The sequence below is a fragment of the Pseudomonas sp. M2 genome (assembly GCF_015751845.1).
Classification (GTDB): domain Bacteria; phylum Pseudomonadota; class Gammaproteobacteria; order Pseudomonadales; family Pseudomonadaceae; genus Aquipseudomonas; species Aquipseudomonas putida_E.
Window position 1 is genome coordinate 3949021 of record NZ_JADOUD010000001.1, and the last position, 23067, is coordinate 3972087.

Annotated in this window: 27 protein-coding genes and 5 tRNA genes; 20 read left to right on the plus strand and 12 right to left on the minus strand. The window is 59.9% G+C overall.

Annotated features, from left to right (window positions below; all coding sequences use genetic code 11):
• The first annotated feature begins 74 nt into the window (after positions 1-74).
• From aruF to mgtE, 14 genes are all read left to right on the plus strand, one after another.
• A complete protein-coding gene (aruF, locus tag IWW33_RS18330) occupies positions 75-1094 on the plus strand; it encodes an arginine/ornithine succinyltransferase subunit alpha (RefSeq protein ID WP_046785392.1) in 1020 nt (339 codons plus the stop codon).
• Between the two features lie 54 nt (positions 1095-1148).
• Positions 1149-2177, plus strand: a complete 1029-nt coding sequence (gene astA, locus IWW33_RS18335) for an arginine N-succinyltransferase (protein WP_012315596.1) — start codon at positions 1149-1151, stop codon at positions 2175-2177.
• Positions 2178-3641, plus strand: a complete 1464-nt coding sequence (gene astD / locus IWW33_RS18340; RefSeq protein WP_119687580.1) for a succinylglutamate-semialdehyde dehydrogenase — start codon at positions 2178-2180, stop codon at positions 3639-3641. It begins immediately after the preceding gene.
• A 23-nt stretch (positions 3642-3664) separates the two neighbouring features.
• Positions 3665-5014, plus strand: a complete 1350-nt coding sequence (gene astB, locus IWW33_RS18345) for an N-succinylarginine dihydrolase (protein ID WP_125924513.1) — start codon at positions 3665-3667, stop codon at positions 5012-5014.
• Positions 5015-5028: 14 nt separating this feature from the next.
• Entirely contained in the window at positions 5029-5319 is a 291-nt protein-coding gene (locus tag IWW33_RS18350) for a hypothetical protein (RefSeq protein WP_039602667.1), read from the plus strand.
• A 10-nt stretch (positions 5320-5329) separates the two neighbouring features.
• Positions 5330-6337: a succinylglutamate desuccinylase gene (gene astE / locus IWW33_RS18355; protein WP_046785389.1), complete on the plus strand. Its 1008-nt coding sequence runs from the start codon at positions 5330-5332 to the stop codon at positions 6335-6337.
• A gap of 337 nt (positions 6338-6674) precedes the next feature.
• Positions 6675-9299, plus strand: a complete 2625-nt coding sequence (gene alaS, locus IWW33_RS18360) for an alanine--tRNA ligase (RefSeq protein WP_174142110.1) — start codon at positions 6675-6677, stop codon at positions 9297-9299.
• Between the two features lie 85 nt (positions 9300-9384).
• A complete protein-coding gene (locus IWW33_RS18365; RefSeq protein ID WP_119687577.1) occupies positions 9385-10620 on the plus strand; it encodes an aspartate kinase in 1236 nt (411 codons plus the stop codon).
• Positions 10621-10787: 167 nt separating this feature from the next.
• A complete protein-coding gene (gene csrA, locus IWW33_RS18370) occupies positions 10788-10976 on the plus strand; it encodes a carbon storage regulator CsrA (RefSeq protein ID WP_003254503.1) in 189 nt (62 codons plus the stop codon).
• A gap of 72 nt (positions 10977-11048) precedes the next feature.
• A tRNA-Ser gene (locus IWW33_RS18375) sits at positions 11049-11139 on the plus strand.
• A 106-nt stretch (positions 11140-11245) separates the two neighbouring features.
• Positions 11246-11322: transfer RNA gene (locus IWW33_RS18380), tRNA-Arg, on the plus strand.
• A 72-nt stretch (positions 11323-11394) separates the two neighbouring features.
• A tRNA-Arg gene (locus tag IWW33_RS18385) sits at positions 11395-11471 on the plus strand.
• Between the two features lie 72 nt (positions 11472-11543).
• Positions 11544-11620: transfer RNA gene (locus tag IWW33_RS18390), tRNA-Arg, on the plus strand.
• Between the two features lie 376 nt (positions 11621-11996).
• A complete protein-coding gene (mgtE, locus tag IWW33_RS18395; RefSeq protein WP_012315589.1) occupies positions 11997-13439 on the plus strand; it encodes a magnesium transporter in 1443 nt (480 codons plus the stop codon).
• 118 nt (positions 13440-13557) lie between these two features.
• On the opposite strand, the gene IWW33_RS18400 is transcribed toward mgtE, so the two are convergent.
• Positions 13558-13884: an Arc family DNA-binding protein gene (locus IWW33_RS18400; protein ID WP_003254499.1), complete on the minus strand. Its 327-nt coding sequence runs from the start codon at positions 13882-13884 to the stop codon at positions 13558-13560.
• 344 nt (positions 13885-14228) lie between these two features.
• Here IWW33_RS18400 and phnN point away from each other — a divergent pair, with 344 nt between their 5' ends.
• The 3 genes from phnN (at position 14229) to IWW33_RS18415 (ending at position 15946) form a co-directional block, all read left to right on the plus strand.
• Positions 14229-14816 (plus strand): phosphonate metabolism protein/1,5-bisphosphokinase (PRPP-forming) PhnN, encoded by a 588-nt coding sequence (gene phnN, locus IWW33_RS18405; RefSeq protein WP_174142109.1) that lies wholly within the window; start codon positions 14229-14231, stop codon positions 14814-14816.
• A gap of 115 nt (positions 14817-14931) precedes the next feature.
• Positions 14932-15008 (plus strand) — tRNA-Arg (locus IWW33_RS18410).
• 68 nt (positions 15009-15076) lie between these two features.
• Positions 15077-15946: a DUF2971 domain-containing protein gene (locus IWW33_RS18415; RefSeq protein ID WP_196914305.1), complete on the plus strand. Its 870-nt coding sequence runs from the start codon at positions 15077-15079 to the stop codon at positions 15944-15946.
• Here IWW33_RS18415 and IWW33_RS18420 read toward each other — a convergent pair whose 3' ends face one another.
• Complete coding sequence (locus IWW33_RS18420) at positions 15947-16558, minus strand: recombinase family protein (RefSeq protein WP_196914306.1); 612 nt, start codon at positions 16556-16558, stop codon at positions 15947-15949. It lies immediately after the preceding gene.
• A 169-nt stretch (positions 16559-16727) separates the two neighbouring features.
• Here IWW33_RS18420 and IWW33_RS18425 point away from each other — a divergent pair, with 169 nt between their 5' ends.
• On the plus strand, positions 16728-17381 hold the full coding sequence (locus IWW33_RS18425; RefSeq protein ID WP_196914307.1) for a DUF4145 domain-containing protein: 654 nt from the start codon (positions 16728-16730) through the stop codon (positions 17379-17381).
• Positions 17382-17387: 6 nt separating this feature from the next.
• Here IWW33_RS18425 and IWW33_RS18430 read toward each other — a convergent pair whose 3' ends face one another.
• The 8 genes from IWW33_RS18430 to IWW33_RS18465 are packed head-to-tail and all read right to left on the minus strand — an operon-like array spanning position 17388 to position 20796.
• Positions 17388-17756 carry a hypothetical protein gene (locus IWW33_RS18430; RefSeq protein ID WP_196914308.1) on the minus strand — a complete coding sequence of 123 codons (369 nt, stop codon included), beginning with the start codon at positions 17754-17756 and terminating at the stop codon, positions 17388-17390.
• A gap of 48 nt (positions 17757-17804) precedes the next feature.
• Entirely contained in the window at positions 17805-18404 is a 600-nt protein-coding gene (locus IWW33_RS18435) for a tail assembly protein (protein ID WP_196914450.1), read from the minus strand.
• Complete coding sequence (locus IWW33_RS18440; protein ID WP_196914309.1) at positions 18404-18745, minus strand: hypothetical protein; 342 nt, start codon at positions 18743-18745, stop codon at positions 18404-18406. The genes IWW33_RS18435 and IWW33_RS18440 overlap by 1 nt, the downstream gene beginning before the upstream one ends.
• Positions 18745-19590, minus strand: a complete 846-nt coding sequence (locus IWW33_RS18445; RefSeq protein ID WP_196914310.1) for a hypothetical protein — start codon at positions 19588-19590, stop codon at positions 18745-18747. The genes IWW33_RS18440 and IWW33_RS18445 overlap by 1 nt, the downstream gene beginning before the upstream one ends.
• Entirely contained in the window at positions 19581-19793 is a 213-nt protein-coding gene (locus IWW33_RS18450; RefSeq protein ID WP_196914311.1) for a hypothetical protein, read from the minus strand. The genes IWW33_RS18445 and IWW33_RS18450 overlap by 10 nt, the downstream gene beginning before the upstream one ends.
• Positions 19771-20196, minus strand: coding sequence for a hypothetical protein (locus tag IWW33_RS18455; protein WP_196914312.1), 426 nt, complete (start codon positions 20194-20196; stop codon positions 19771-19773). Before IWW33_RS18455 ends, IWW33_RS18450 begins: the two co-directional genes overlap by 23 nt.
• Entirely contained in the window at positions 20193-20666 is a 474-nt protein-coding gene (locus tag IWW33_RS26930) for a DUF5681 domain-containing protein (protein ID WP_348635183.1), read from the minus strand. The genes IWW33_RS18455 and IWW33_RS26930 overlap by 4 nt, the downstream gene beginning before the upstream one ends.
• Positions 20611-20796, minus strand: a complete 186-nt coding sequence (locus IWW33_RS18465) for a hypothetical protein (protein WP_196914314.1) — start codon at positions 20794-20796, stop codon at positions 20611-20613. The genes IWW33_RS26930 and IWW33_RS18465 overlap by 56 nt, the downstream gene beginning before the upstream one ends.
• A gap of 726 nt (positions 20797-21522) precedes the next feature.
• Between IWW33_RS18465 and IWW33_RS18470 the strand changes: the two genes are divergently transcribed.
• Entirely contained in the window at positions 21523-21762 is a 240-nt protein-coding gene (locus IWW33_RS18470; RefSeq protein ID WP_196914315.1) for a hypothetical protein, read from the plus strand.
• A gap of 366 nt (positions 21763-22128) precedes the next feature.
• Here the strand turns inward: IWW33_RS18470 and IWW33_RS18475 are convergent, their stop codons facing one another.
• Positions 22129-22395 (minus strand): hypothetical protein, encoded by a 267-nt coding sequence (locus IWW33_RS18475; protein WP_196914316.1) that lies wholly within the window; start codon positions 22393-22395, stop codon positions 22129-22131.
• Positions 22395-22583: a DUF2158 domain-containing protein gene (locus IWW33_RS18480; protein WP_196914317.1), complete on the minus strand. Its 189-nt coding sequence runs from the start codon at positions 22581-22583 to the stop codon at positions 22395-22397. The genes IWW33_RS18475 and IWW33_RS18480 overlap by 1 nt, the downstream gene beginning before the upstream one ends.
• A gap of 216 nt (positions 22584-22799) precedes the next feature.
• On the opposite strand from IWW33_RS18480, the gene IWW33_RS18485 reads away from it, so the two are divergent.
• A complete protein-coding gene (locus tag IWW33_RS18485) occupies positions 22800-23024 on the plus strand; it encodes a hypothetical protein (RefSeq protein WP_196914318.1) in 225 nt (74 codons plus the stop codon).
• Positions 23025-23067: the final 43 nt, after the last annotated feature.

Genomic DNA, 23067 nt, shown 5'->3' on the forward strand with positions numbered 1-23067 from the left:
GCTTGCAGACTCAACACGCGCCCGCCGTTTTTCCGTGCCGCGAAAGCGGCCAGTTTTTCCAAAGGAGTGACACCATGCTGGTGATGCGCCCCGCGCAAATGGCTGATCTGAACGAAGTGCAGCGCATGGCTGCCGACAGCCCCGTTGGTGTCACTTCGCTGCCGGACGACGCTGCCCGTCTGGGCGACAAGATCGCCGCCTCGGAAACGTCGTTCGCTGCCGAAGTCAGTTTCAATGGCGAAGAAAGCTACTTCTTCGTGCTCGAGGACAGTGTCACCGGCAAGCTGGCCGGTTGCTCGGCAATCGTCGCCTCGGCGGGCTACTCCGAGCCGTTCTACAGCTTTCGCAACGAAACCTTCGTGCATGCCTCCCGCGAACTGAAGATCCACAACAAGATCCACGTCTTGTCGCTGTGCCATGACCTCACTGGCAACAGCCTGCTGACCAGCTTCTATGTCCTGCCTGAACTGGTGAACAGTGGCTGGGCCGAGCTGAATTCGCGTGGCCGCTTGCTGTTCATGGCCTCGCACCCGGAGCGCTTTGCCGACTCGGTGGTCACCGAAATCGTCGGTTACAGCGACGAGCAAGGCGAGTCGCCGTTCTGGGATGCCATCGGGCGCAACTTCTTCGACCTCAACTATGCCCACGCCGAGCGTCTGTGCGGCCTGAAAAGCCGTACCTTCCTCGCCGAACTGATGCCGCACTACCCGATCTATGTGCCCCTGCTGCCGGACGCTGCCCAGGAAGCCATGGGCCAGGTGCATCCGCGCGCGCAGATCACTTTCGACATCCTCATGCGTGAGGGCTTCGAGACCGAGCACTATATCGACATCTTCGATGGAGGCCCGACCTTGCATGCGCGTGCCTCGGGCATCCGCTCGATCGCCCAGAGCAGGGTGGTGCCGGTCAAGCTCGAGGAAGGGCCGGTCAAGGGCGGGCGCCCGTACCTGGTGTGCAACGGCCAACTGCAGGATTACCGCGCGGTGCTGGTCGAACTGGACTGGGTGCCGGGCAAGCCGGTCAGCCTCAGTGCAGAGGCTGCCGAGGCGCTGGGTGTGGGCGAGGGCGCCAGCGTGCGCCTGGTCGCGGTCTGAGGTCTGGGAACAGAGAGTTTTGCGGTAGCTACAGTTGCCGCACAAGGAGATAGCATGATCGTTCGTCCTGTACGCAGCAGCGATTTACCTGCGCTGATCGAATTGGCACGCAGCACCGGTACCACCGGGCTGACCACCTTGCCGGCCAACGAGGAGCGCCTCGGGCATCGTGTCGGCTGGGCCGAGAAGAGCTTCCGTGGTGAAGCCGAGCGCGGTGACACCGACTACCTGTTCGTGCTGGAGAACGACGAAGGCCTGGTGGTCGGCATCAGTGCCATCGCCGGGGCCGTCGGCCTGCGCGAGCCCTGGTACAACTACCGGGTCGGCCTGACCGTCAGCGCCTCGCAGGAGCTGAACATCTATCGCGAAATCCCCACCCTGTTCCTGGCCAACGACCTGACCGGCAACTCCGAACTGTGTTCACTGTTCCTGCGTAGCGACCACCGCTCCGGGCTCAATGGCCGCTTGCTGTCGCGGGCGCGCATGCTGTTCATCGCCGAGTTCCCGGAACTGTTCGGCAACAAGATCATCGCCGAAATGCGTGGCATGTCTGACGAGCAGGGCCGTTCGCCGTTCTGGGAGAGCCTTGGGCGGCACTTTTTCAAGATGGAGTTCAGCCAGGCCGACTACCTCACTGGCGTGGGCAACAAGTCGTTCATTGCCGAGCTGATGCCCAAGTTCCCGTTGTACACCTGCTTCCTGTCGGAGGCTGCGCGCAGCGTCATCGGCCGTGTGCACACCGACACCGAGCCTGCCCTGGCCATGCTCAAGCAGGAAGGCTTCAGCTACCAGGGGTATGTCGACATCTTCGACGCAGGCCCGGCCATCGAGTGCGAAACCTCGAAGATCCGTGCCGTACGCGAGAGCCAGACCCTGGTGCTGGCCGTCGGTACGCCTGGCGATGACGCAACCCCTTACATCATCCATAACCGCAAGCGCGATGACTGCCGTATCACTGCCGCGCCCGCACGTCTGGCTGCGGGCACCCTGGTGGTCGACCCGCAAACCGCCAAGCGCCTGCGCATGGGCGCTGGCGACAATGTGCGCGCCGTGCCGCTGTCGGCAAGCCGGGAGGCCCAGTAAATGACCACGCATTACATCGCCGGCAGCTGGCAGGCCGGCCAGGGTGAAGCCCTGCAGTCGCTCAACCCGGTCACGCAAGCCGTTGTCTGGCAAGGGCAGGGCGCCGATGCCGGCCAGGTCGACGCTGCCGTGCAGGCCGCGCGTCAGGCTTTTCCGGCCTGGGCGCAACTGAGCCTGGAGGCGCGCATCGACGTGCTGGAAAAGTTCGCCGAACAGCTCAAGCAGCATTCCGAGGCACTGGCCTACTGTATTGGCGAGGAAACCGGCAAGCCGCTGTGGGAGTCGGCTACCGAAGTCACCAGCATGGTCAACAAAGTCGCGATCTCGATACAGAGCTACCGCGAGCGCACGGGTGAGAAAAGCGGCCCGCTGGCCGATGCTACCGCCGTACTGCGGCACAAGCCCCACGGAGTGGTGGCGGTGTTCGGCCCCTACAATTTCCCCGGCCACTTGCCCAATGGCCACATTGTACCGGCGCTGCTGGCCGGTAACTGTGTGGTGTTCAAGCCCAGCGAGCTGACCCCCAAGGTCGCCGAACTGACAGTCAATTGCTGGATCGCCGCGGGCCTGCCTGCCGGCGTGCTCAACCTGGTGCAGGGCGCACGTGAAACGGGCGTGGCGCTGGCTGCCAACCCAGGTATCGATGGCTTGTTCTTCACTGGCTCCAGCCGTACCGGCAACCTGCTTCACCAGCAGTTCGCCGGCCGTCCGGACAAGATCCTCGCCCTGGAAATGGGCGGCAACAACCCGTTGGTGGTGGATGAGGTCAAGGACCTCGACGCGGCGGTATACACGATCATCCAGTCGGCGTTCATCTCCGCTGGGCAGCGCTGCACCTGTGCTCGCCGCCTGCTGGTGCCGCAGGGCGCATGGGGCGATGCGCTGGTCATACGGTTGGTCGAGGTGTGCAAAAGCATCACGGTCGGCGCTTTTGATCAGCAGCCGGCACCCTTCATGGGTTCGGTGATTTCGCTGCAGGCTGCGCGGGCGCTGGTCGCGGCGCAGGCTGAGCTGCTCGCCAAGGGCGCTACCCAGTTGCTGGAGATGACCCAGCCCCAGGCCGATGCCGCACTGCTGACCCCGGGCATCATCGATGTCACCGCCGTGGCCGACCGGCCCGACGAAGAGTTTTTCGGCCCGCTGCTGCAGGTGATTCGTTACACCGACTTCGATGCCGCCATCGACGAGGCCAACAACACCCAGTACGGCCTGGCAGCCGGGCTGTTGTCAGACTCCCGTGCCCGCTACCAGTACTTCTGGCTGCGCAGCCGCGCCGGCATCGTCAACTGGAACAAGCAACTGACCGGTGCCGCCAGCAGCGCGCCGTTCGGGGGGGTAGGCGCCAGTGGCAACCATCGCGCCAGCGCCTATTACGCCGCCGATTACTGCGCTTACCCCGTGGCTTCGCTGGAGACTGCCAGCCTTGCCCTGCCGGCGACCCTGACGCCGGGCGTCACCCTATAACAACAGGTCACGGAGCCTAGCCGATGAAATCCTATGAAGTGAATTTTGATGGCCTGGTGGGGCCTACCCACAATTACGGCGGCCTGTCCTACGGTAACGTGGCCTCGCAGAGCAACAGCCAGCAGGCCTCGAACCCGCGTGAAGCGGCGCGCCAAGGCCTGGCAAAGATGAAAGCGCTGGCCGACATGGGCTTCAAGCAGGGTGTGCTGGCGCCGCAGGAGCGCCCCGACGTAGCGGCGTTACGTCGCCTGGGCTTCAGCGGCAGCGATGCCGAAGTCATCCAGCGCGCGGCCAAAGAGGCCATGCCGCTGCTGGTCGCCAGTTGTTCGGCATCGAGCATGTGGGTGGCCAACGCGGCCACCGTCAGCCCCAGCGCCGACACCGCTGATGGCCGCGTGCATTTCACCGCGGCCAACCTCAACTGCAAGTACCACCGCAGCATCGAGCATCCGACCACCAGCCGTGTGCTGGCCGCCATGTTCAGCAATGAGCAGCACTTTGCCCATCACCCGGCGCTGCCTGCCGTGGCGCAGTTCGGCGACGAGGGCGCGGCCAACCATACGCGCTTCTGCCGCAGCTACGGCGAGCCGGGCGTTGAGTTTTTCGTCTACGGTCGCAGCGCGTTCGACAGCCGCTATCCCGCGCCGCAGAAGTATCCGGCGCGCCAGACCCTGGAAGCTTCACAGGCCGTAGCACGGCTTCACGGTCTGAGCGAGGACGGTGTGGTCTACGCTCAACAGAATCCGTCAGTGATCGATCAGGGTGTATTCCACAACGATGTGATTTCGGTGGGCAATGGCGAGGTGCTGTTCTACCACGAAGATGCTTTCCTTGAGACTGACGCGGTGCTTGGCCAGCTGCAGGCTAAACTGGCCAGCAAGGGTGGCAACTTCCAGGCCATCCGTGTACCACGGGCAGCGGTGGCGGTAGAGGATGCGGTGCGTTCCTACCTGTTCAACAGCCAGCTGCTCAGCCGCGACGACGGCTCGATGCTGCTGGTGGTGCCAGAGGAGTGCCGCAACAATGAGCGCGTCTGGGCCTACCTGCAGCAACTGACCAGCCAAGGTGGCGCGGTGAAGGAGGTCAAGGTGTTCGACCTCAAGCAAAGCATGCAGAACGGCGGCGGCCCGGCATGCCTGCGCTTGCGCGTGGCTTTGAAGGAATCGGAACTGGCGGCGGTCAATCCAGGCGTTATCATGACCGCCCCGCTGTACGACACACTGTTGCAGTGGGTCGACAAGCACTACCGCGACCGCCTGGGCGAAGCGGACCTTGCCGACCCGCAGTTGCTGGTCGAATGCCGTACGGCGCTGGATGAGTTGACCCAGATTCTGAAGTTGGGCTCGGTCTATCCGTTCCAACGCCAACCTTGAAGAGAGATTTTGTAATGACCGACGCCCTGCGCCTGATCCTTGAAGATGTAGACGGCACCCAGCTGGAAACCTCCTGCACCCGCTTTGCCGTTGTCTGGCAGGGCAAGGAAGTGTGGATTCAGCAAGACGGCCGTGGCCAATTGCTGATCGGTGTCGACGTCGATGAGAACGACACCGAGTACGCCAACCTGCTGCTGCGCCCGATGGCTACCAACCTGGTCAGCCTGCAGCTGGAGATGGAACCGGCAGAAGTCGGTGAAGACGATGACCACGTCCATGGCCCCGACTGCGGCCACGACCACTAAGGAAGCGCCTATGCTCGCCCTTGGCAAATTGCTTGAGCTGACCCTGACCGATCATGAGCCGGCCGAGAAGACCCAAGTCACACCCAAGGGCGTGCGTTTACGCTGGCTGGGGGAGGGCGCACTTGAGGTGCGTCCGCCCGAAGGCGACGATTGCGGGTTGGACCTGCTGTTGTCGGCCGGTATCCATGGCAATGAAACGGCCCCGATCGAATTGCTCGAACGGCTGCTGCATGGCGTGGCCAATGGCAAGATCAAGCCGCGTTCTCGTGTGATGTTCCTGTTCGGCAACCCTGCGGCCATCCGCAAGGGCGAGCGCTTCATCGAGCAGGACATCAACCGCCTGTTCAATGGTCGTCACGAGCTTTCCAGTGGTTTCGAGGCATTGCGTGCCGCGGAACTTGAGCAGTTCGCCCGGGTGTTCTTCAGCAAGCCGGAGCGTACCCGCCTGCATTACGACCTGCATACCGCCATTCGTGGCTCCAAGATCGAGCAGTTTGCCCTTTACCCCTACAAAGAGGGGCGCAAGCATTCCCGCCGCGAGCTGGCTCGCCTGGCTGCTGCCGGCATGGAGGCGGTGCTGCTGCAGAGCAAGTCATCGATCACCTTCAGTGCTTTCACCTATGAGCAGCTAGATGCAGAGGCGTTCACCCTGGAGCTTGGCAAGGCACGGCCGTTCGGGCAGAACGAGCAGGTCAACCTCGACAAGCTGGAGGAGCGCCTGATCCAGATCATCGAAGGCAATGAGCCTGAGGCCGAAGATTCGCTCGATGGTCTTAAACTGTTCAGTGTGGCTCGCGAGATCATCAAGCACAGTGAGGGCTTCCGCCTGCACCTGCCGGTGGATATCGAGAACTTCTCCGAGCTGAGCAAAGGTTATCTGCTGGCCGAGGACCTGGCCGAAATGCGCTGGGTGGTGGAGGAGGAGGGGGCGCGGATCATCTTTCCCAATCCCAAGGTCAAGAACGGGCTGCGCGCCGGCATTCTCATCGTCCCGGACTCGGGGCAGCGCCTGGGCTGAGATTGCGCATTGCCTTGCAGGAGCGGCCTTTTGTCGCGCAAGGGCGCTTCTACAACGGCCAGTCGTCGCTGAATGCTGCCCATGAAAACCATTTAATTCACCGCCTGTTCCATTTTCCCTTCCCTTGAGCGGTAATTGGCTTGCCAGCGGCAAAAGCCTGCATTTAGCATCCGGTCATGTCATTTTCGTTTGCATGAGCCTTAAAAGCCGTCCAATCGACGCTTTGCATCGCATAAACACACTGCACCGAGATTGCAGGACCGATATAATGCGGCCCTTTGCCGTCGTTTCGTCGACGCGTTTGCCCACCAGGGCCGCCGTTTCCGTGGAAGAACCTATGAAAAGCGCAGAAATCCGTGAAGCCTTCCTTCGCTTCTTCGAAGAGCAGGGCCATACCCGAGTCGCCTCCAGTTCGCTGATCCCGAACAACGACCCGACCCTGCTGTTCACCAACGCAGGCATGAACCAGTTCAAGGACTGCTTCCTCGGTGCCGAGAAGCGCGCCTACACCCGTGCGGTCAGCAGCCAGAAGTGCGTGCGCGCCGGCGGCAAGCATAACGACCTGGAAAACGTCGGTTACACCGCGCGTCACCATACCTTCTTCGAGATGCTGGGCAACTTCAGCTTCGGCGACTATTTCAAGCGCGATGCGATCACTTTCGCCTGGACCTTCCTGACTTCCGACAAGTGGCTGAACCTGCCCAAGGAAAAGCTCTGGGTCACCGTCTACGCCAGCGACGACGAAGCCTACGACATCTGGACCAAGGAAGTCGGTGTGCCGGCCGAGCGCATGGTGCGTATCGGTGACAACAAAGGCGCCCCTTACGCCTCCGACAACTTCTGGACCATGGGCGATACCGGCCCGTGCGGGCCTTGCACCGAGATCTTCTACGACCACGGTGCCGATATCTGGGGCGGCCCACCCGGTTCCCCTGAAGAAGACGGCGACCGCTACATCGAGATCTGGAACAACGTCTTCATGCAGTTCAACCGCACTGCCGATGGCGTGCTGCACCCGCTGCCAGCGCCGTCGGTGGATACCGGCATGGGCCTGGAGCGCATCAGTGCGGTCATGCAGCACGTGCACTCGAACTACGAGATCGACCTGTTCCAGAACCTGCTGAGCGCTGCGGCCAAGGCCATCGGCTGCAGCAACGACGGTCAGGCTTCGCTGAAAGTCGTGGCAGACCACATCCGCTCTTGCGGCTTCCTGATCGCAGACGGCGTGCTGCCGTCCAACGAAGGCCGTGGCTACGTGCTGCGCCGCATCATTCGTCGTGCCTGCCGTCACGGTAACAAGCTGGGCGCCAAGGGCAGCTTCTTCTACCAGATCGTCGCCGCCCTGGCTGCCGAGATGGGCGAGGCGTTCCCGGAGCTCAAGAGCCAGCAAGCGCACATCGAGCGCGTGCTCAAGGCCGAAGAAGAACAGTTCGCCAAGACCCTCGAGCAGGGCCTGCGCATCCTCGAGCAGGACCTGGCCCAGCTCAAGGGCGACGTAGTGCCGGGTGACGTGGTGTTCAAGCTGTACGACACCTACGGCTTCCCGATGGACCTGACCGCCGACATCGCCCGAGAGCGCGAGCTGACCATCGATGAAGCGGGCTTCGAGCGTGAAATGGATGCCCAGCGTGAGCGCGCCCGTTCCGCCAGCGCCTTCGGCATGGATTACAACAGCCTGGTCAAGGTCGACACCGCTACCGATTTCGTCGGCTACAACACCACCGAAGGTCAGGGCAAGGTCATTGCGCTGTACAAGGACGGCCAGTCGGTCGACCAGTTGGGCGAGGGCGAGCAGGGCGTCGTGGTGCTGGACCGCACCCCGTTCTATGCCGAGTCCGGTGGCCAGGTTGGTGACACCGGCTACCTGCAGTCGGGCGCCGTACGCTTTGACGTGCAAGACACCACCAAGACCGGCGGCGCTTTCCTGCACCATGGCGTGGTCGCCAGCGGCGCGCTGGTGATCGGTTCTCCGGTCCAAGCCAAGGTCGATGCCGAAGTGCAGCACGCCACCTCGCTGAATCACTCGGCCACTCACCTGCTGCACGAAGCGCTGCGTCAGGTGTTGGGCGAGCACGTGCAGCAGAAGGGCTCGCTGGTCGACAGCCAGCGTCTGCGTTTCGACTTCAGCCACTTCGAGGCGGTGACGCCTGCGCAGATCAAGGCTCTGGAAGACATCGTCAACCGTGAAGTGCGCAAGAACACCCCGGTGGAAACTGAAGTCACTGATATCGAAACCGCCAAGCGCAAAGGCGCGATGGCCCTGTTTGGCGAGAAATACGGCGATACCGTGCGCGTGCTGAGCATGGGTGGCGATTTCTCCGTCGAGCTGTGCGGCGGGATCCACGCCAAGCGCACCGGCGATATCAGCCTGTTCAAGATCATCAGCGAAGGTGGCGTGGCCTCTGGCGTGCGCCGTATCGAAGCGGTTACCGGCGCTGCCGCGCTGGCTTACCTGAACGCTGCCGAAGAGCAGGTCAAGGAAGTCGCGCAGTTGGTCAAGGGCAACCGTGACAACCTGATCGACAAGCTGTCGGCTGTGCTCGAGCGCAACCGTCAGCTGGAGAAGCAGCTGGAACAGCTGCAGGCCAAGGCCGCCAGCGCCGCAGGGGATGATCTCTCCAGTGCGGCTGTTGAGGTCAAGGGTGCCAAGGTCCTCGCCGCCCGCCTGGATGGGCAGGATGGCAAGGCCTTGCTGGCCCTGGTCGATCAGCTGAAGAACAAGCTCGGCCACGCAGTGATCCTGCTGGGCAGCGAGCATGAGGGCAAGGTCGTGCTGGTGGCCGGCGTGACCAAAGACCTCTCCAGCCAACTCAAGGCTGGTGACCTGATGAAACAAGCCGCTGCGGCAGTGGGTGGCAAGGGCGGTGGCCGTCCGGACATGGCTCAGGGCGGTGGCGTCGACGTCGCTGCGCTGGACCAGGCCCTGGCGCTGGCCGTGCCGTTCGCAGAGCAGGGACTTTGAGATGGAGGGGCCGGTGGTCTAGTCACCGGCCCCTCCATGTTGGATGGTTTTTTTGAGGCCCTGTATGGGCTGAGGCACCATTGAAATGGCGTTGATCGTACAGAAATTTGGCGGCACCTCTGTCGGTTCCATCGAGCGGATCGAGCAGGTTGCCGACAAGGTCAAGAAACACCGTGAAGCGGGCGACGACCTGGTTGTTGTGCTGTCGGCCATGAGTGGCGAAACCAATCGCCTGATCGACCTGGCCAAGCAGATCACCGATCAGCCGGTTCCGCGTGAGCTGGACGTGATCGTGTCCACCGGCGAGCAGGTCACCATTGCCCTGCTGGCCATGGCCTTGATCAAGCGTGGCGTGCCGGCGGTGTCCTACACCGGCAACCAGGTGCGCATCCTCACCGACAGCGCGCACAACAAAGCACGCATCCTGCAGATCGACGACCAGAAGATTCGCGCCGACCTCAAGGAAGGGCGCGTGGTGGTTGTAGCCGGTTTCCAGGGGGTCGACGAGCACGGCAGCATCACTACCCTGGGCCGCGGCGGCTCCGATACCACTGGCGTGGCCCTGGCGGCCGCGCTCAAGGCTGACGAGTGCCAGATCTACACCGACGTCGATGGCGTCTACACCACTGACCCGCGCGTCGTGCCGCAGGCGCGCCGCCTGGAGAAGATCACCTTCGAAGAGATGCTGGAAATGGCCAGCCTCGGGTCCAAGGTGCTGCAGATCCGCTCGGTGGAGTTCGCCGGCAAGTACAACGTTCCGCTGCGCGTGCTGCACAGCTTCAAGGAGGGTCCAGGTACCCTCATTACCATTGATGAAGAGGAATCCATGGAACAGCCGATCATTTCCGGTATCGCCTTCAACCGTGATGAAGCCAAGCTGACCATTCGCGGCGTGCCGGACACTCCGGGCGTCGCTTTCAAGATCCTCGGCCCGATCAGCGCCTCGAACATCGAAGTGGACATGATCGTGCAGAACGTCTCGCACGATAACACCACCGACTTCACCTTCACCGTGCACCGCAACGAGTACGAGAAGGCCCACAGCGTGCTGGAGAACACCGCACGTGAAATCGGTGCCCGCGAAGTGATCGGCGATACCAAGATCGCCAAGGTATCGATCGTCGGTGTTGGCATGCGTTCCCACGCAGGTGTTGCCAGCCGCATGTTCGAAGCTCTGGCCAAGGAGAGCATCAACATCCAGATGATCTCCACGTCCGAGATCAAGGTGTCGGTAGTCATCGAAGAGAAGTACCTGGAGCTGGCCGTTCGCGCGCTGCATACCGCGTTCGAGCTTGACGCTCCGGCCCGACAGGGCGAGTAAGGCGTTGCCTTGAGGGGCGCGGCTTGCCGCGCCCTTCGCGTTTCTGCTCGTCACGCAGGCCCTGTCCTGCCAGCGTGACGCGCTATGGGCCCCTGTGTCGTCGTCCACGACCAGGCCCGGTTTTTCCCAGACTGTTATCCCTGAATGTCTTGCGTAAGGAGAAAGCTATGTTGATTCTGACTCGTCGGTGCGCCGAGAGCCTGATCATTGGAGATGGCGAGATCACCGTGACGGTGCTCGGCGTCAAAGGAAACCAGGTGCGCATCGGCGTCAGCGCCCCCAAGGAAGTGGCTGTTCACCGCGAGGAAATCTACCTGCGGATCAAGAAAGAGAAGGATGAGGAGCCAAGCCTTTAATTTTTTTGAAGTTTTTTTCAAAAAAAGGGTTGCAAACGAGGAAGAGCCTGTTTAATATTCGCCTCGTGTTGCGGTGAGGTGGCCGAGTGGCCGAAGGCGCTCCCCTGCTAAGGGAGTATACCTCATAAGGGTATCGGGGGTTCGAATCCCCCCTTCACCGCCATTATTCGCTTAGGGCGCTGTAATCGGTAAGAACGCTAAGTCGTTGAAGTTAAACGAAAAAGTTCTTGCAAAAATGTTTCAGCGACCTATAATGCGCGGCAAGACACGGACTCATAGCTCAGCTGGATAGAGTACTCGGCTACGAACCGAGCGGTCGGAGGTTCGAATCCTCCTGAGTCCGCCACTTTTGAAGTGGCTTTGCTTAAAAAGCTGCTTCAAGCAACCAGTGGTAATCTGGTCTAAAACTACCAACTACGGACTCATAGCTCAGCTGGATAGAGTACTCGGCTACGAACCGAGCGGTCGGAGGTTCGAATCCTCCTGAGTCCGCCACTTTTGAAGTGGCTCTGCTTGCAAAGCGACTTCAGTAAGCCAGTGGTAATCTGGCCTAAAACTACCAACTACGGACTCATAGCTCAGCTGGATAGAGTACTCGGCTACGAACCGAGCGGTCGGAGGTTCGAATCCTCCTGAGTCCGCCACATATCAAGAAGCCCGCTCAATTGAGCGGGCTTTTTGTTTTCTGCCGTTCACTGATTTATCAGTGATGCCCGCTAGACTGAAAATAAACCCCCCGACACTTCTTTGCGCGCCGCATGTGTTTTTTCTTTGGCTCGTGCCGTCGCACACATGGCTTCGAGCGTTGTCATAGCTTTATCGCGCAAACGATTGTTCTGGCCAAAATTTTAAGCGATCTGACAGCTTAGGCAGTGTATGATTGCGCCCGTCAGCCCCGCCGGGGCTTGTGGAATACCACCATGGACTTACCCAGTAGTTACTTCTTAACAAGATTCTTACAGCCTGATCTGACCGATTGATTCCCCCGGCGTGCTCCGCTGCTGGGAGTGGAGTTCGCCTATGACTGAAGTAGAAGTAAAGAAAGCACAAGAGAGCCTGCAGGATCGCCTGGCCCAGGTGGTCGAACTGTTGCAGCGCCAACGCGTGGTTGAGGACCTGACCCACCGTCAGGAAGGTCATCACCACGACCTGGTGGAAAACCTCGTCCACCGTCAAAACCTCGTCGAGTTGCAGCGCAAGCTCGACGACCTGCACCCTGCAGATATCGCCTATATCCTCGAAGCATTGCCCCTGGAAGACCGCCTGACGGTCTGGCAGCTGGTGCGCTCGGATCGTGACGGCGACATCTTGCTTGAAGTTTCCGACTCGGTTCGTCAATCGCTGATCGCCGACATGGACGATCACGAGATCCTCGCTGCGGCCAAGGAAATGGACGCCGATGAGCTGGCGGACCTGGCGGCGGAGCTGCCGCGTGATGTCGTTCACGAGCTGATGGAAAGCCTCGATGCGCAGCAGCGCGAGCGTGTGCGCTCGGCGTTGAGCTACGACGAGGAGCAGGTCGGTGCGCTGATGGACTTCGAGATGGTGACCATCCGTGAAGATGTCAGCCTGGAAGTGGTTCTGCGTTACCTGCGTCGCCTTAAAGAGCTGCCCAACCACACTGACAAACTGTTCGTAGTCGACTACGACGGTATCCTCAAGGGTGTGTTGCCGATCAAGCGTCTGTTGGTCAACGATCCGGACAAGAAGGTCGCGGAGGTCATGGCGATTGATCCGGTCTCCTTCCACCCCGACGAAGATGCCTACGATGCGGCGCAGGCTTTCGAGCGCTATGACCTGGTTTCGGCGCCGGTGGTGGACAAGAGCGACCGCCTGATCGGCCGTTTGACCATCGATGAGATGGTCGACCTGATTCGTGAAGAGAGCGAGAGTGAAGTTCTCAACATGGCTGGCCTGCGCGAGGAGGAAGACATCTTCGCCTCGGTCTGGCGTTCATTGCGCAACCGTTGGGCCTGGCTGGCGATCAACCTGATAACCGCGTTTCTGGCCTCGCGTGTGATCGGCCTGTTCGAGGGCTCGATCGAGAAGCTCGTGGCACTGGCGGCGCTGATGCCGATCGTGGCGGGTATTGGCGGCAACTCTGGCAACCAGACCATTACCATGATCGTTCGCGCCATGGCGTTGGACCAAGTGTCGCCGGGCAATACCAGCCGCCTTATGCGCAAGGAGCTGGCGGTGTCGCTGCTCAATGGCCTGATCTGGGGTGGAGTGATCGGTGCTGTGGCGTTCTGGCTGTATGACAGCTGGTCGTTGGGGTTGGTGATGACTGCGGCCATGACCTTGAACCTGCTGCTGGCCGCGCTCATGGGGGTGTTGATCCCGATGACGCTGACGCGCCTGGGGCGCGACCCTGCCATGGGGTCCAGCGTGATGATCACTGCCGTGACCGACAGTGGTGGGTTCTTCATCTTCCTGGGGCTGGCTACGCTGTTCCTGCTTTGATATTGGGAAGTGCACGCCAGAGCGATCAAGGCATGCGCCTGGCCGCACCACCAAGGCCTGTGCGCAGCCCAACAAAAAAGCCAGCTTACGCTGGCTTTTTTTGTTCTCGCTACGCGCCTCAGGAGGCGTCGGCTGCCATTTCCACATCGTGAGCGATGAGGGCGACCAGCGCGTTCTGCTGTCGATGGGACAGCTGACGGAAGCGTTGCAGCAACTCGCGCTCATGCAGGGACAGCTCGGGGCTATCCAGGCGCATGCTCAGCTCGTCGCCCAGCGCACCTTCCTGGATAAGGCTCTGCTCCAGGCGTGCGATGATCTCGGAGTTCATGCTGCGGTGATGGTTGCGCGCTACCTCGGCAATGCGCTCACGCATTCCGTCTGGCAGGCGGACGACGAACTTGTCAGCGGTGCGGCTCGAATAAATAGCCTGTTTCATTGGGCGCATATAAATTAACCGGTTTTTGGTTCAGGGGAAGCGGTTCACAAATTGGCCGCACGGGATGCAGGTACGACCGTGGCGACGACAAAATGTTCAACCGCCTGGAAAATTTGGTGCTCATCTTGCCTCAAGGTCGCCGTTTCCTTGGCGTCAATTCTGTGACAAATAGTGATCCCGGTAAAGGCTTTTTGCCAGTACCAATTATCAGAAATGAGTACTGGTTGGAAAAGTTTTGCATTTCCAGGTTCGCCTTACCGTCAGCCCTTTGCCGTCAAAAACCCGTAAAACGCGGCAAAGGGTAGAGAAAACCCTTAAAATGCGCAGGTTTCCTTCCATAGAGCATAGTGGCTATGCAACATGACGCAAGCTCCCAAGATAAAGCCTCAGGCGTGCTGATATATCTGATGGGACCCTCTGGCTCGGGAAAAGATTCCCTGATCGAGGCCGCTCGCGCGCAACTGGCTGGCGCGGGTGTGGAAATTGCCCGGCGAGTCATCACACGTTCCGCAGAAGCCACAGGTGAAGCGGCGCAAAGCGTCACGCCAGAGCGCTTCGAAGCGATGCGAGCGGCAGGGGAATTTGCCATGCATTGGCAGGCCAACGGTCTGGAGTATGGGATCCCCAAGCAAGTGGACGTTTGGCTCGCGCAAGGGCGGTCGGTGCTGGTCAACGGTTCCCGTAGCTATCTGCCCGAGGCGCGTAGGCGCTATCCCGGTCTGCTGGCAGTACGCCTGGAGGTTGACCCAGAGGTGTTGCGTGCGCGCCTGATTGCCAGAGGCAGGGAGACACCGCAAGAGATCGATCAGCGCCTGGCGCGTAGTGCCAGGCTCCAGGGCTGTCCCGATCCCGGCGTGCATGCGCTGGACAACTCCGGGTCACTGGCCACGGCGGTCAGCGCATTGTTCGACCTGCTGCGTCAACAGGGAGTGTCCGTTTGACACGAGCATCGGAAAAGCCCTACGTGCAAAAAGCCCGATAGATGCATGACAAACGGCTGCCCTCTGGTTAACATGCTCGCCGTCCAGCTGTGCAGCGTTCGCTGCCGGTTCTTGTGTCTCAGTAGCTCAATTGGATAGAGCATCCCCCTCCTAAGGGGAAGGTTGCAGGTTCAAATCCTGCCTGGGACGCCATATTTATCAATGGGTTAGAAGCATTCACTGAGAACGGATTTTTCTCTGCGGGTGCAGGATGGGTGCAGTTGAGCATTCTCTATCACTACACAAGCCAGCATGGATTGCTCGGGATTCTCAGCTCTGGATCAATCTGGGCTACCAATACTCACTATCTGAACGACCACACTGAGTTCGTTCATGCTTTGTCGTTCGCGTCCTCTGTTGCGAGCTATTTTTTTGATACGGATTACTGGCACTCCTTCAGCCTGATGCTGCACAAAGCCCTTGGCGAGCTACGGGGTGAAAGCGTGTATGTGGCATCCCTTAGTGAGAAACCCGATCTGCTCAGTCAATGGCGAGGCTATTGCCCTGGAGGTAATGGTTACTGCATCGGCTTTGATCAGAATCTCTTGGCCGAGTATTGCGAGGAGAAGGGCTTTCGCTTTGAAAAATGCCTTTACAGGCACGACGATCAACAAGCCGAGGTGACTGGTATTATCACTTCGTGTATGGGCCTTTTCCCCTCCATCCCCTACACCCTTGAGCAGTTCCATGACATGGGCTTGGAACAGCAAGCCGGTGTGATGGAAGAGTTCCATAATCGGTTATCTGGTGATCTCAAAGCTCAAGCTGAGGAGGCTCTCAGCGTGATTTGCGAGTCTCTGATTGAGTTCGCTCCGAGGTTCAAGAATGAAGGCTTTCATGAGGAGGCCGAGTGGCGAATCATCGTCAACGAGCCTCATGATGAGGTGCAATTCCGGCCTGGTCCTTCCTACGTCATACCCTATATTTCCATGGACTTGATCGAGGCTAAGCCTGGGATCCTGCGCAAAATCATTGTTGGGCCTAACCCCAACCAGTCGCGGGCTCTCAAAGCGGCAGAATTCCTAGTCCAAAAATATGGCTACAGCCCTGACATCGTCACTAGGTCAAACCTGCCGTTTAATTTCTGGTGATCATCCCGCGTCTCGGATACGCAGGACAGTTGTTGTTGAACAGCTGGCGTGCCTGGCCGTGGCTCGGATACCCAGGCCGGCGCCGAGCAGTTCCTTGACCCGCTTGTGGAGTTCCTCGTCCACCGGCCGGCCTTGGTACTTGCCGGCCGCTTTAGCCTTCTGGATACCTTGAGCTTGTCGCTCGCGACGCTGCTCGTAGTCCTTCCGAGCGATCGCCGCCATCATCTCCACTAGCATCGAGTTGATCGCGGCCAGCATCCGGCCGGTGAACTCGTCGCCGTGTGTGTCGCGCATACCCTGGTGGCTGGTTGGCAGGTCGAGTGCGACTATGCGCAGGCCCTTGGCGTCGATCGCACCCTTGAGCTTGGCCCAGTCGTCAGCGGGGAGGCGAGAGAGGCGGTCGATGGATTCGACCAGCAGCACGTCACCCTTGCGGGCGTCCTTGAGCAGGCGCAGCAGCTCCGGCCGATCTGCGGCTGCACCGCTGGCGTTCTCCAGGTACTCACAGGCGATGACCTTGTTATGGTCGCTGGCAAACTTCTCCAGGGAGGCCCGGGCGCGGCCGGCGTCTTGCTCGTCGGTGGATGCTCGGAGGTAAGCGCGGATAAACATAGTGCAACCTGTATCAGTTAGGGTGTTGTCCTATCACTGTTGCACTTTGGGTGTTACTTTTCAAGCGGAAAGGCTGATAAAGGCTCAAATTGCCCGTATCAGCCAAGGCATACTTAACGAGCAGCACTGCTTCAAGCATGATGGCCATTTCACCATAAGGACCACCAAGATGAGTTCCCAGATCCAAGCGCCAGGCTATCGCCTCGCAAGTTTTACTTGTATGCACTGTGGGGTGATCTCGCAGATGCATTGGGCCGACCTGGCGATTCCTCAGTTCGGATCCTTTAACTCAACAAATTGGGTTGTATGCGCGTGCCAGCATTGCAAAGGCGAGAGCATTTGGCGGAAATCGGGGAATGTAGGCAAGGGAACACTGGCTTATCCCAAGACTCTGATAGCCCCTCCAGTACATGAAGATCTGCCGCCCTCCTGCCTAGCTGACTTTGAAGAAGCCAGACTCATCTGTGGAGTTTCTCACCGCGGCGCAGCCGCTTTGCTGAGGCTGTGTCTTCAGAAGCTTCTCGGTGAAATCGGTGGCAAGGGCGAGCACATTGACACTGACATCAAGACCTTGGTGCAAGGTGGGTTAGACCCCCACATCCAGCAAGCGCTGGACGTAATCCGGGTGACTGGAAACAACGCGGTCCACCCCTTGGACATGAGCCCGGAAGATCTTCGCGACTACGTGCCGGTGATGTTCGATATGATCAGCCTGATCGTGGAAGAGCGCATCGCCAGGCCTAGAAAAATTGCGGAGCGCTTCGCCGGCTTGCCCGAAAAAGCGCGTCAGGCTATTGAGAAACGGGACCGACCTAAAGTCTGAGGTGGGTCATAAACAACTTTGAGTGGAGCGCTCTAGAGAATGCTTGCCGGCGCCGAAATCGGCATACGCTCGCCGATACAGCGCTACAGAGCTTCCTGAGACGTTGGCGTCGACCTGCAGGACCTCGCTCGCGCTGAGGCCGTTGGCGCTTATCAGCCTATAGCCTGACGTGGTCTCGGACAATGTCGCATCAGGCCTTTGCTCTTGCCATTGGGGAAAGACGCAGAGCGCATACTGCTTCGGCGATTTGAGGGTTGTGCCCGTAAAAACCGGGCCTTGTTTGATGAGTTCACTAGGTGAGTAGCAGCCGCTAGAGAGAAGGCTTATCGCAGCTAGCAGGCCGATGTGGATATAGCGCATGATCAGATCATCCATTACCAGGTCAGCAGGCAACCTATCATGCGCCACAGAGTTTCCGCACTTCTAGGATTTGTCCTGGGCCTCAATTGAGGCCGAGATGATCGCCCCACCCCAGCGCCGCTCGCCGATGCAGATGGGGACAGGGTTTCCGCTGGCGGTGGTGTTCTTGGCGCTCCCGAACGCATACGACGGCAGGTTTTCCGGCGCGGCGCTCTGAGACAGGCCGCCGGCCTGAGGGCTCAGCATCTGGATGACGCCGCCGGCAGTTGCGCCAATGCCGGCACCGAGGAATGCTGCTTGGGAGCCTGGCGCAACGAAGAATGATGCGACGATCAACACAATCCCGACGATCGTTTGCATAACGCCGGCGCGTTTGCTTCCCTCAACTACGGGCACGATCCGAACCTCACTGGCGCCGGCACGCTCAAAATCTTCTTCGCCAACATTCTGCCTGTTGCGGAAAATGGCGAACCGCATACCCAGTGCTTCCAACCGCTTGATCTCCTGTTCAAAGCCTTCCAGCGTTGCCTTCAACGCTCGGAATACCTCCCAGGTGTTTTGGCTATCAAGCAGGTAGTCCTTCTTGCGGAAGAATTTACGAATCAGTGGGCCGGACAGGTAAACGGTGGTGAGGGCAGGTGAATTTCGGACTTGGGCGGCCATCATGGATTCTCCTTTGGCATTGGCAGGTACACGCCGAGTCGGCGAGCTAACATCTCACGACTCTGCAGGCCCTGGATGCGAATAGCCTTCTCGCGGGCAGGATCAGGGTTCCAGGCGGCGCAGTGGCAGGCCGATACCGCCTTGACGCCGCGGTAAGACCCGCGCAGCAGATCGGCAGAGATGCGCGCCTCTTCTTCGGTGAAAAATGGGCCGTCTATGTCGACTTGGCGACCACGCTGCACGCATTGCACATTCCAGACGTCATAGCCGCTCACAGCTATGGGATTGACGGCGAAGTCGCCGGTTTTGCACGCCTCGCTGAATCGATCTTGGTAGCTCATCAGGCCCCCTCCACAGAAGTCTGCTGCTTCATCCGCTCAGCCATCTCGGGCGGCAGGGGGTTGTTGCTTGGCAGTTCCAGCGGAATCGGCTTGAGCCACTCGATCAGGTCCATCAGGCCCTGGCTTACCTTAGTCAGGGAGCCGATCTCTGCTGTCTTGCTGTCAAGCTCTACCCCGGCCCGGATGACGTCATTGCCCAGGGTCTGCACCATGTGCAGAAGGTCGCGCATACCACCCGCCAGGCGGCCCAGCGTAAGCACGGCATCAGCGTGATGGACGGCAATGCCGGCGGCGCCGAGCTGGATCAGCTGTTGATTGGAAAAGCCGCTGAGACGGGCTGGGCCGCGCAGGATGGCTGCTGTAATGCGCTGCTCCCGGCCCTGGCGCATTTCGGCCATCAGGTCACTTCGGTCCTTCGAGTTCAGGTCATAGACATAGGCCCTGCACTCGGCATCCATCGCCGCGCCCGCTGCGTCAGTCGACGCCAGTGGCTGAACGGGCAGCAACTGGGTGGATGCGAAGGTGTGAAGGTTGGTCGCTGTTTCGACGATGCTGGGCAGAGCCGCTTTAGCGGCGTCGGCGAATAGAGTGTATGCGTCGAGCGACTGGCGGGCCTTGGCAGCGTTCGTCAGATCGACGTTCTCCCGGATTCGCTGAGCCTTGGCGAGCGCGGTCCCGTGCTGATCCATGATCAGGTTTTGTAGGCGCATGAGTGGGCCAACGTTCGGCCAGAGTGCCCACTTAGTGCCCGGCAGGTTCTGACCTTGATACTGGACGAAGTCGTTTACGAAGGCGCTCGCGTCGCCGATGCGGGTGAGGGTGCCTACAGCGTGATTCAGTTGCATGGTTTGATCCCTTTTTGGGTGGTTTTCTGCTCTGCCTCCAGGTCGGAGAACAGGGTTGCTAGGTCGTTTGTCTTGGCGCCGCTTCCGCCGGCGGCCGCGGCGCTTAGCTCATCCATGATCTTGCTGATCTCCATCACGGTCTGGTCCTCGCTCAGGGTAGAGACCTGCCTGCGCAGGCCATCAATGCGCTTGCGTGTACTCATGGCGTGCCTCGATGGCTTGTTGATAGAGGGCGGCCGCGTAATCGGGAATGGAGGCGCCTGCTGGGAGCTGTTCGGCCGTAACCGCCCCAGGTGAGGGGAACGTCATATCGAGAAGACCGGCCGGGCTCCTGCGACCCAGCCGCTCGGTCTTTCGGGCGTGCTGGACAATCGCCAGGGCTAGTTCCTCTGCCTGAGCGCTGCTCATCGCCGAGAAGGGGAAGAAAAACGATGCGGGGTGCCCCTGGATTCGATAAGCCAAGACGTGGCCCGTTTGGTCAGGTAGATCCATCTGCCCGGCGGACGCGTCCACAACGGTCAGCGTGACCAAGTGCACCGAAACCTCATCTGCTCCGATCAGCGACGCCAGGCGTTTCACCTCGGAACGGAGGCTGCGCGCATTCATCGCTGCATCTCCTCGATCTGCTCTCGCAGCTCTTCGACGGCTTTCTGCAGCTCCTCCACTTCAATCACCTTGGCAACGGAGCTGAGGGCTTCGATCAGGTGGCGACCTTGATCCGGCGGCAACTCGCCTGAAGCGATGGCCCGCAGGATGGATTTCGCCGCGCTGGGCAGGTCGGAGTCGTCCAGGTCGAAAAGCACGGGCTCAGAGGTGGCTTTGATTGGCGGCACCAGGCGTTCAAGGATCAACCGGCACGCCTGCATATCACCCTTCTTGGCAGCGGCCAGTACTTTCTTGGTCACCGCTTCAGCTCCCTCTGCGAGCTTCGCGCGGATGGCTTGCGTTTGACCCGAGCGCCCGCCAGGGTTGCCGGAATGGCCTGGCTTGAACTGCCCGCGAGCACTGCGCTCTGGCTGATTAACTGACTCGTGCAAGACCGCCCTCCATTGAGAAGGCCGGTTTGTTCTCGGCAAGGGCGATCAGCAGTGCGTTTGCTTCGATGTGGCCCTGCTCAGCGGCAGCGCGAAGGCGCGTCCAGGCGGCGGAAATCTCTGCCTTGGTGGGCCGTACCTGCTGGCCGCGCAGCTTCGTAGGCGAAGTCATGTGGGGTCCTCAAATAGAGACTGTGAGAACCCACATTAGGGCTGATCTGAGCGCATAACCAGTGTTTTATGGGTGCACCTTAGGTGCTACACATAACGGGACAGAACGGGACGAATAAGCCTGATTTTCGGGCCTCTGAGAGCGGCGTTTTCGTTCCACTATATTAGAACCACCCTAAGTGATACGGGTCGCCAAACTTCGAAGTTTTCGTGGTATGCCCAGGTTCGCACCGCCGGTGGAAACCTCGCGCCACGAAATGACGAAGTTCGGTTTTGTGGTGCGCCTGCGGCTGGGGTCTCCTCATTTTTGAGGCCCCCCCCCCCCGGCCACCAGGGGAACGATTCGTTCACCCCCAACGGGGAATACCAGGAGATCAGGAGGGGTTCGATTTGAAATCGCGCCCCGCACCCGGCCTAGCTGTAGCGAAGTGGGATTTCCTCGCATCGAGACAAAGGCGGGGGGCGCACTTCGCTGGCTCCCATGGCTTACATGTGAGCCACGATCACCTGTTCTGGCCTGCTGTCAGGGCAGTGCTACCAGGCCTATCTAGAGGTCAGAATCGGACGACTTGGTCTGTCTCGGCTGGAGGTCCGGCTTTCGACTCAAATCCAGAAGTGGGCGAGCTAAGCCGGAATCACGGCTTAGCCAGGGCGGGAATTCCCGCGTTGGGGATTGGCTTGGGGGTGATGTAGGATCGCTACTATCACTCACGAGCGAGGTGCGGGTATGGACGAAGAGATGCTGCGCAAGATGCGGGAGGCGATCGAGAACTTCCCGCCTCGACCGGACCTGGACGCGCTAATCGAAAGCGGCGATATCGTCAAGGTTCCTGGTGGGTACCAGGCGCCGACTGAGAAGGGGCGCAAAGCGATTGAGAAGTACGCGATCGGCATCACGATCAGCAACAAGGGCAAGCCCCCGATTTACCGCCTCAGCATTCGCAGGGCGCGCAAACCTTCCGCCTGATGCGGCAGCGCCTCCACCGTGTGGAAAACGACACACTGTGTAGAGATCAACACTGACGAGCTTTTACGACCAAGTCGCTAAAGGGGATTGGCTGAGGTTTCAGCCGATCTTTGGTTGTCGAGTCGACTGATTTTGGTAGTTTCGGGCACCGGCGAGAGATGGCGGATAATCTACCGGCATCTCGTGTGCTCAGATCTGAGCGCATCTCCCGGCGTGGTAATGCCCTCAAACTTGAGGAGATCTGAGCAGCTGTGCTCACATCTCACCGATCTGTTCCCACAGAGATCCGTTCAGCTGAGTGGATATATCCTCAATCTGAGGAAGTGTGAGGGTGCCAGGCCTGATGGCTGGGCCTGGCTGGCCAACTTAACCTCGGGCGTCTCGCCCAGGCTCGTCCTCAGCTACCCGGAAGCGCCAGTAGCGGTCAGGTTTTACCCAGACCACATTGTCAGGGGTGAGCTTTCGGAAGGCAGCAAGAACACCTTTGCTGAGTACTTGGTTGCCGTCGGCGTTTTCGATCAGCAGCTCCTCGTGGCCTGCCTTGATGATGTGGTCAACCACATCGTCCTGATAAACACACGCTTCAGCTTGAACCTTTGACAGCATCCAAGAGGCGACCGAGTTAGCATCCATCAGTCTTCCTCATCAGCAGTTATCCGCACCAAGCCCTCAGACTTGAACTCGCCTTGCTCAAGTTTTTTTCCGGCAAACCACTGACATATATAGATCTCACTGCTCGGACGATAGGCCTTAACTGACATATCTGGCCCGCCCACGTTCAGCTTGACCATGGCCCCGATCTCGAACTCTTGTTGGCTCATTCCTTACTCCTTGCGTTCTTAGAGGAGGATCCCTCAGTCGGTACTTGGGGGCTGGCCATTTGCTTTCAAGGGAGCGACAGCCAACATTCACCATTGGTGGGGTAACGCTGCCAGCGTTAGCCGTTCATCGGGGTGAAACTAATTGCATCGTAGCACTTGCGTAACTAGTCACGATGACGCAGTATTGGTCCGTCGTAACTAGTCACGGAGAATTTGATGACCGACGAGCAGAAACAGCCTCGCTCAGCGGCAGAGCGCCAGAGGCTCTACAAAGAGCGTCAGCGCGAAGCTGGGTTTCGGCTTACCGCACTGTGGATTCATGAGGAAACGGAGCAGGAAGGGCGCCAGGCGGCGTTAGACGGTAAGCCACTCAAGCCCCAGGGGAGCAAAGACCCGGTGAGCTGGGCGATCGGGTGGTTGAACGAGAAGGGCAAGCAGTAAAGGGTGGGTTTTTTCCACATTTGGAGGTGGCCAACCCGGTGCT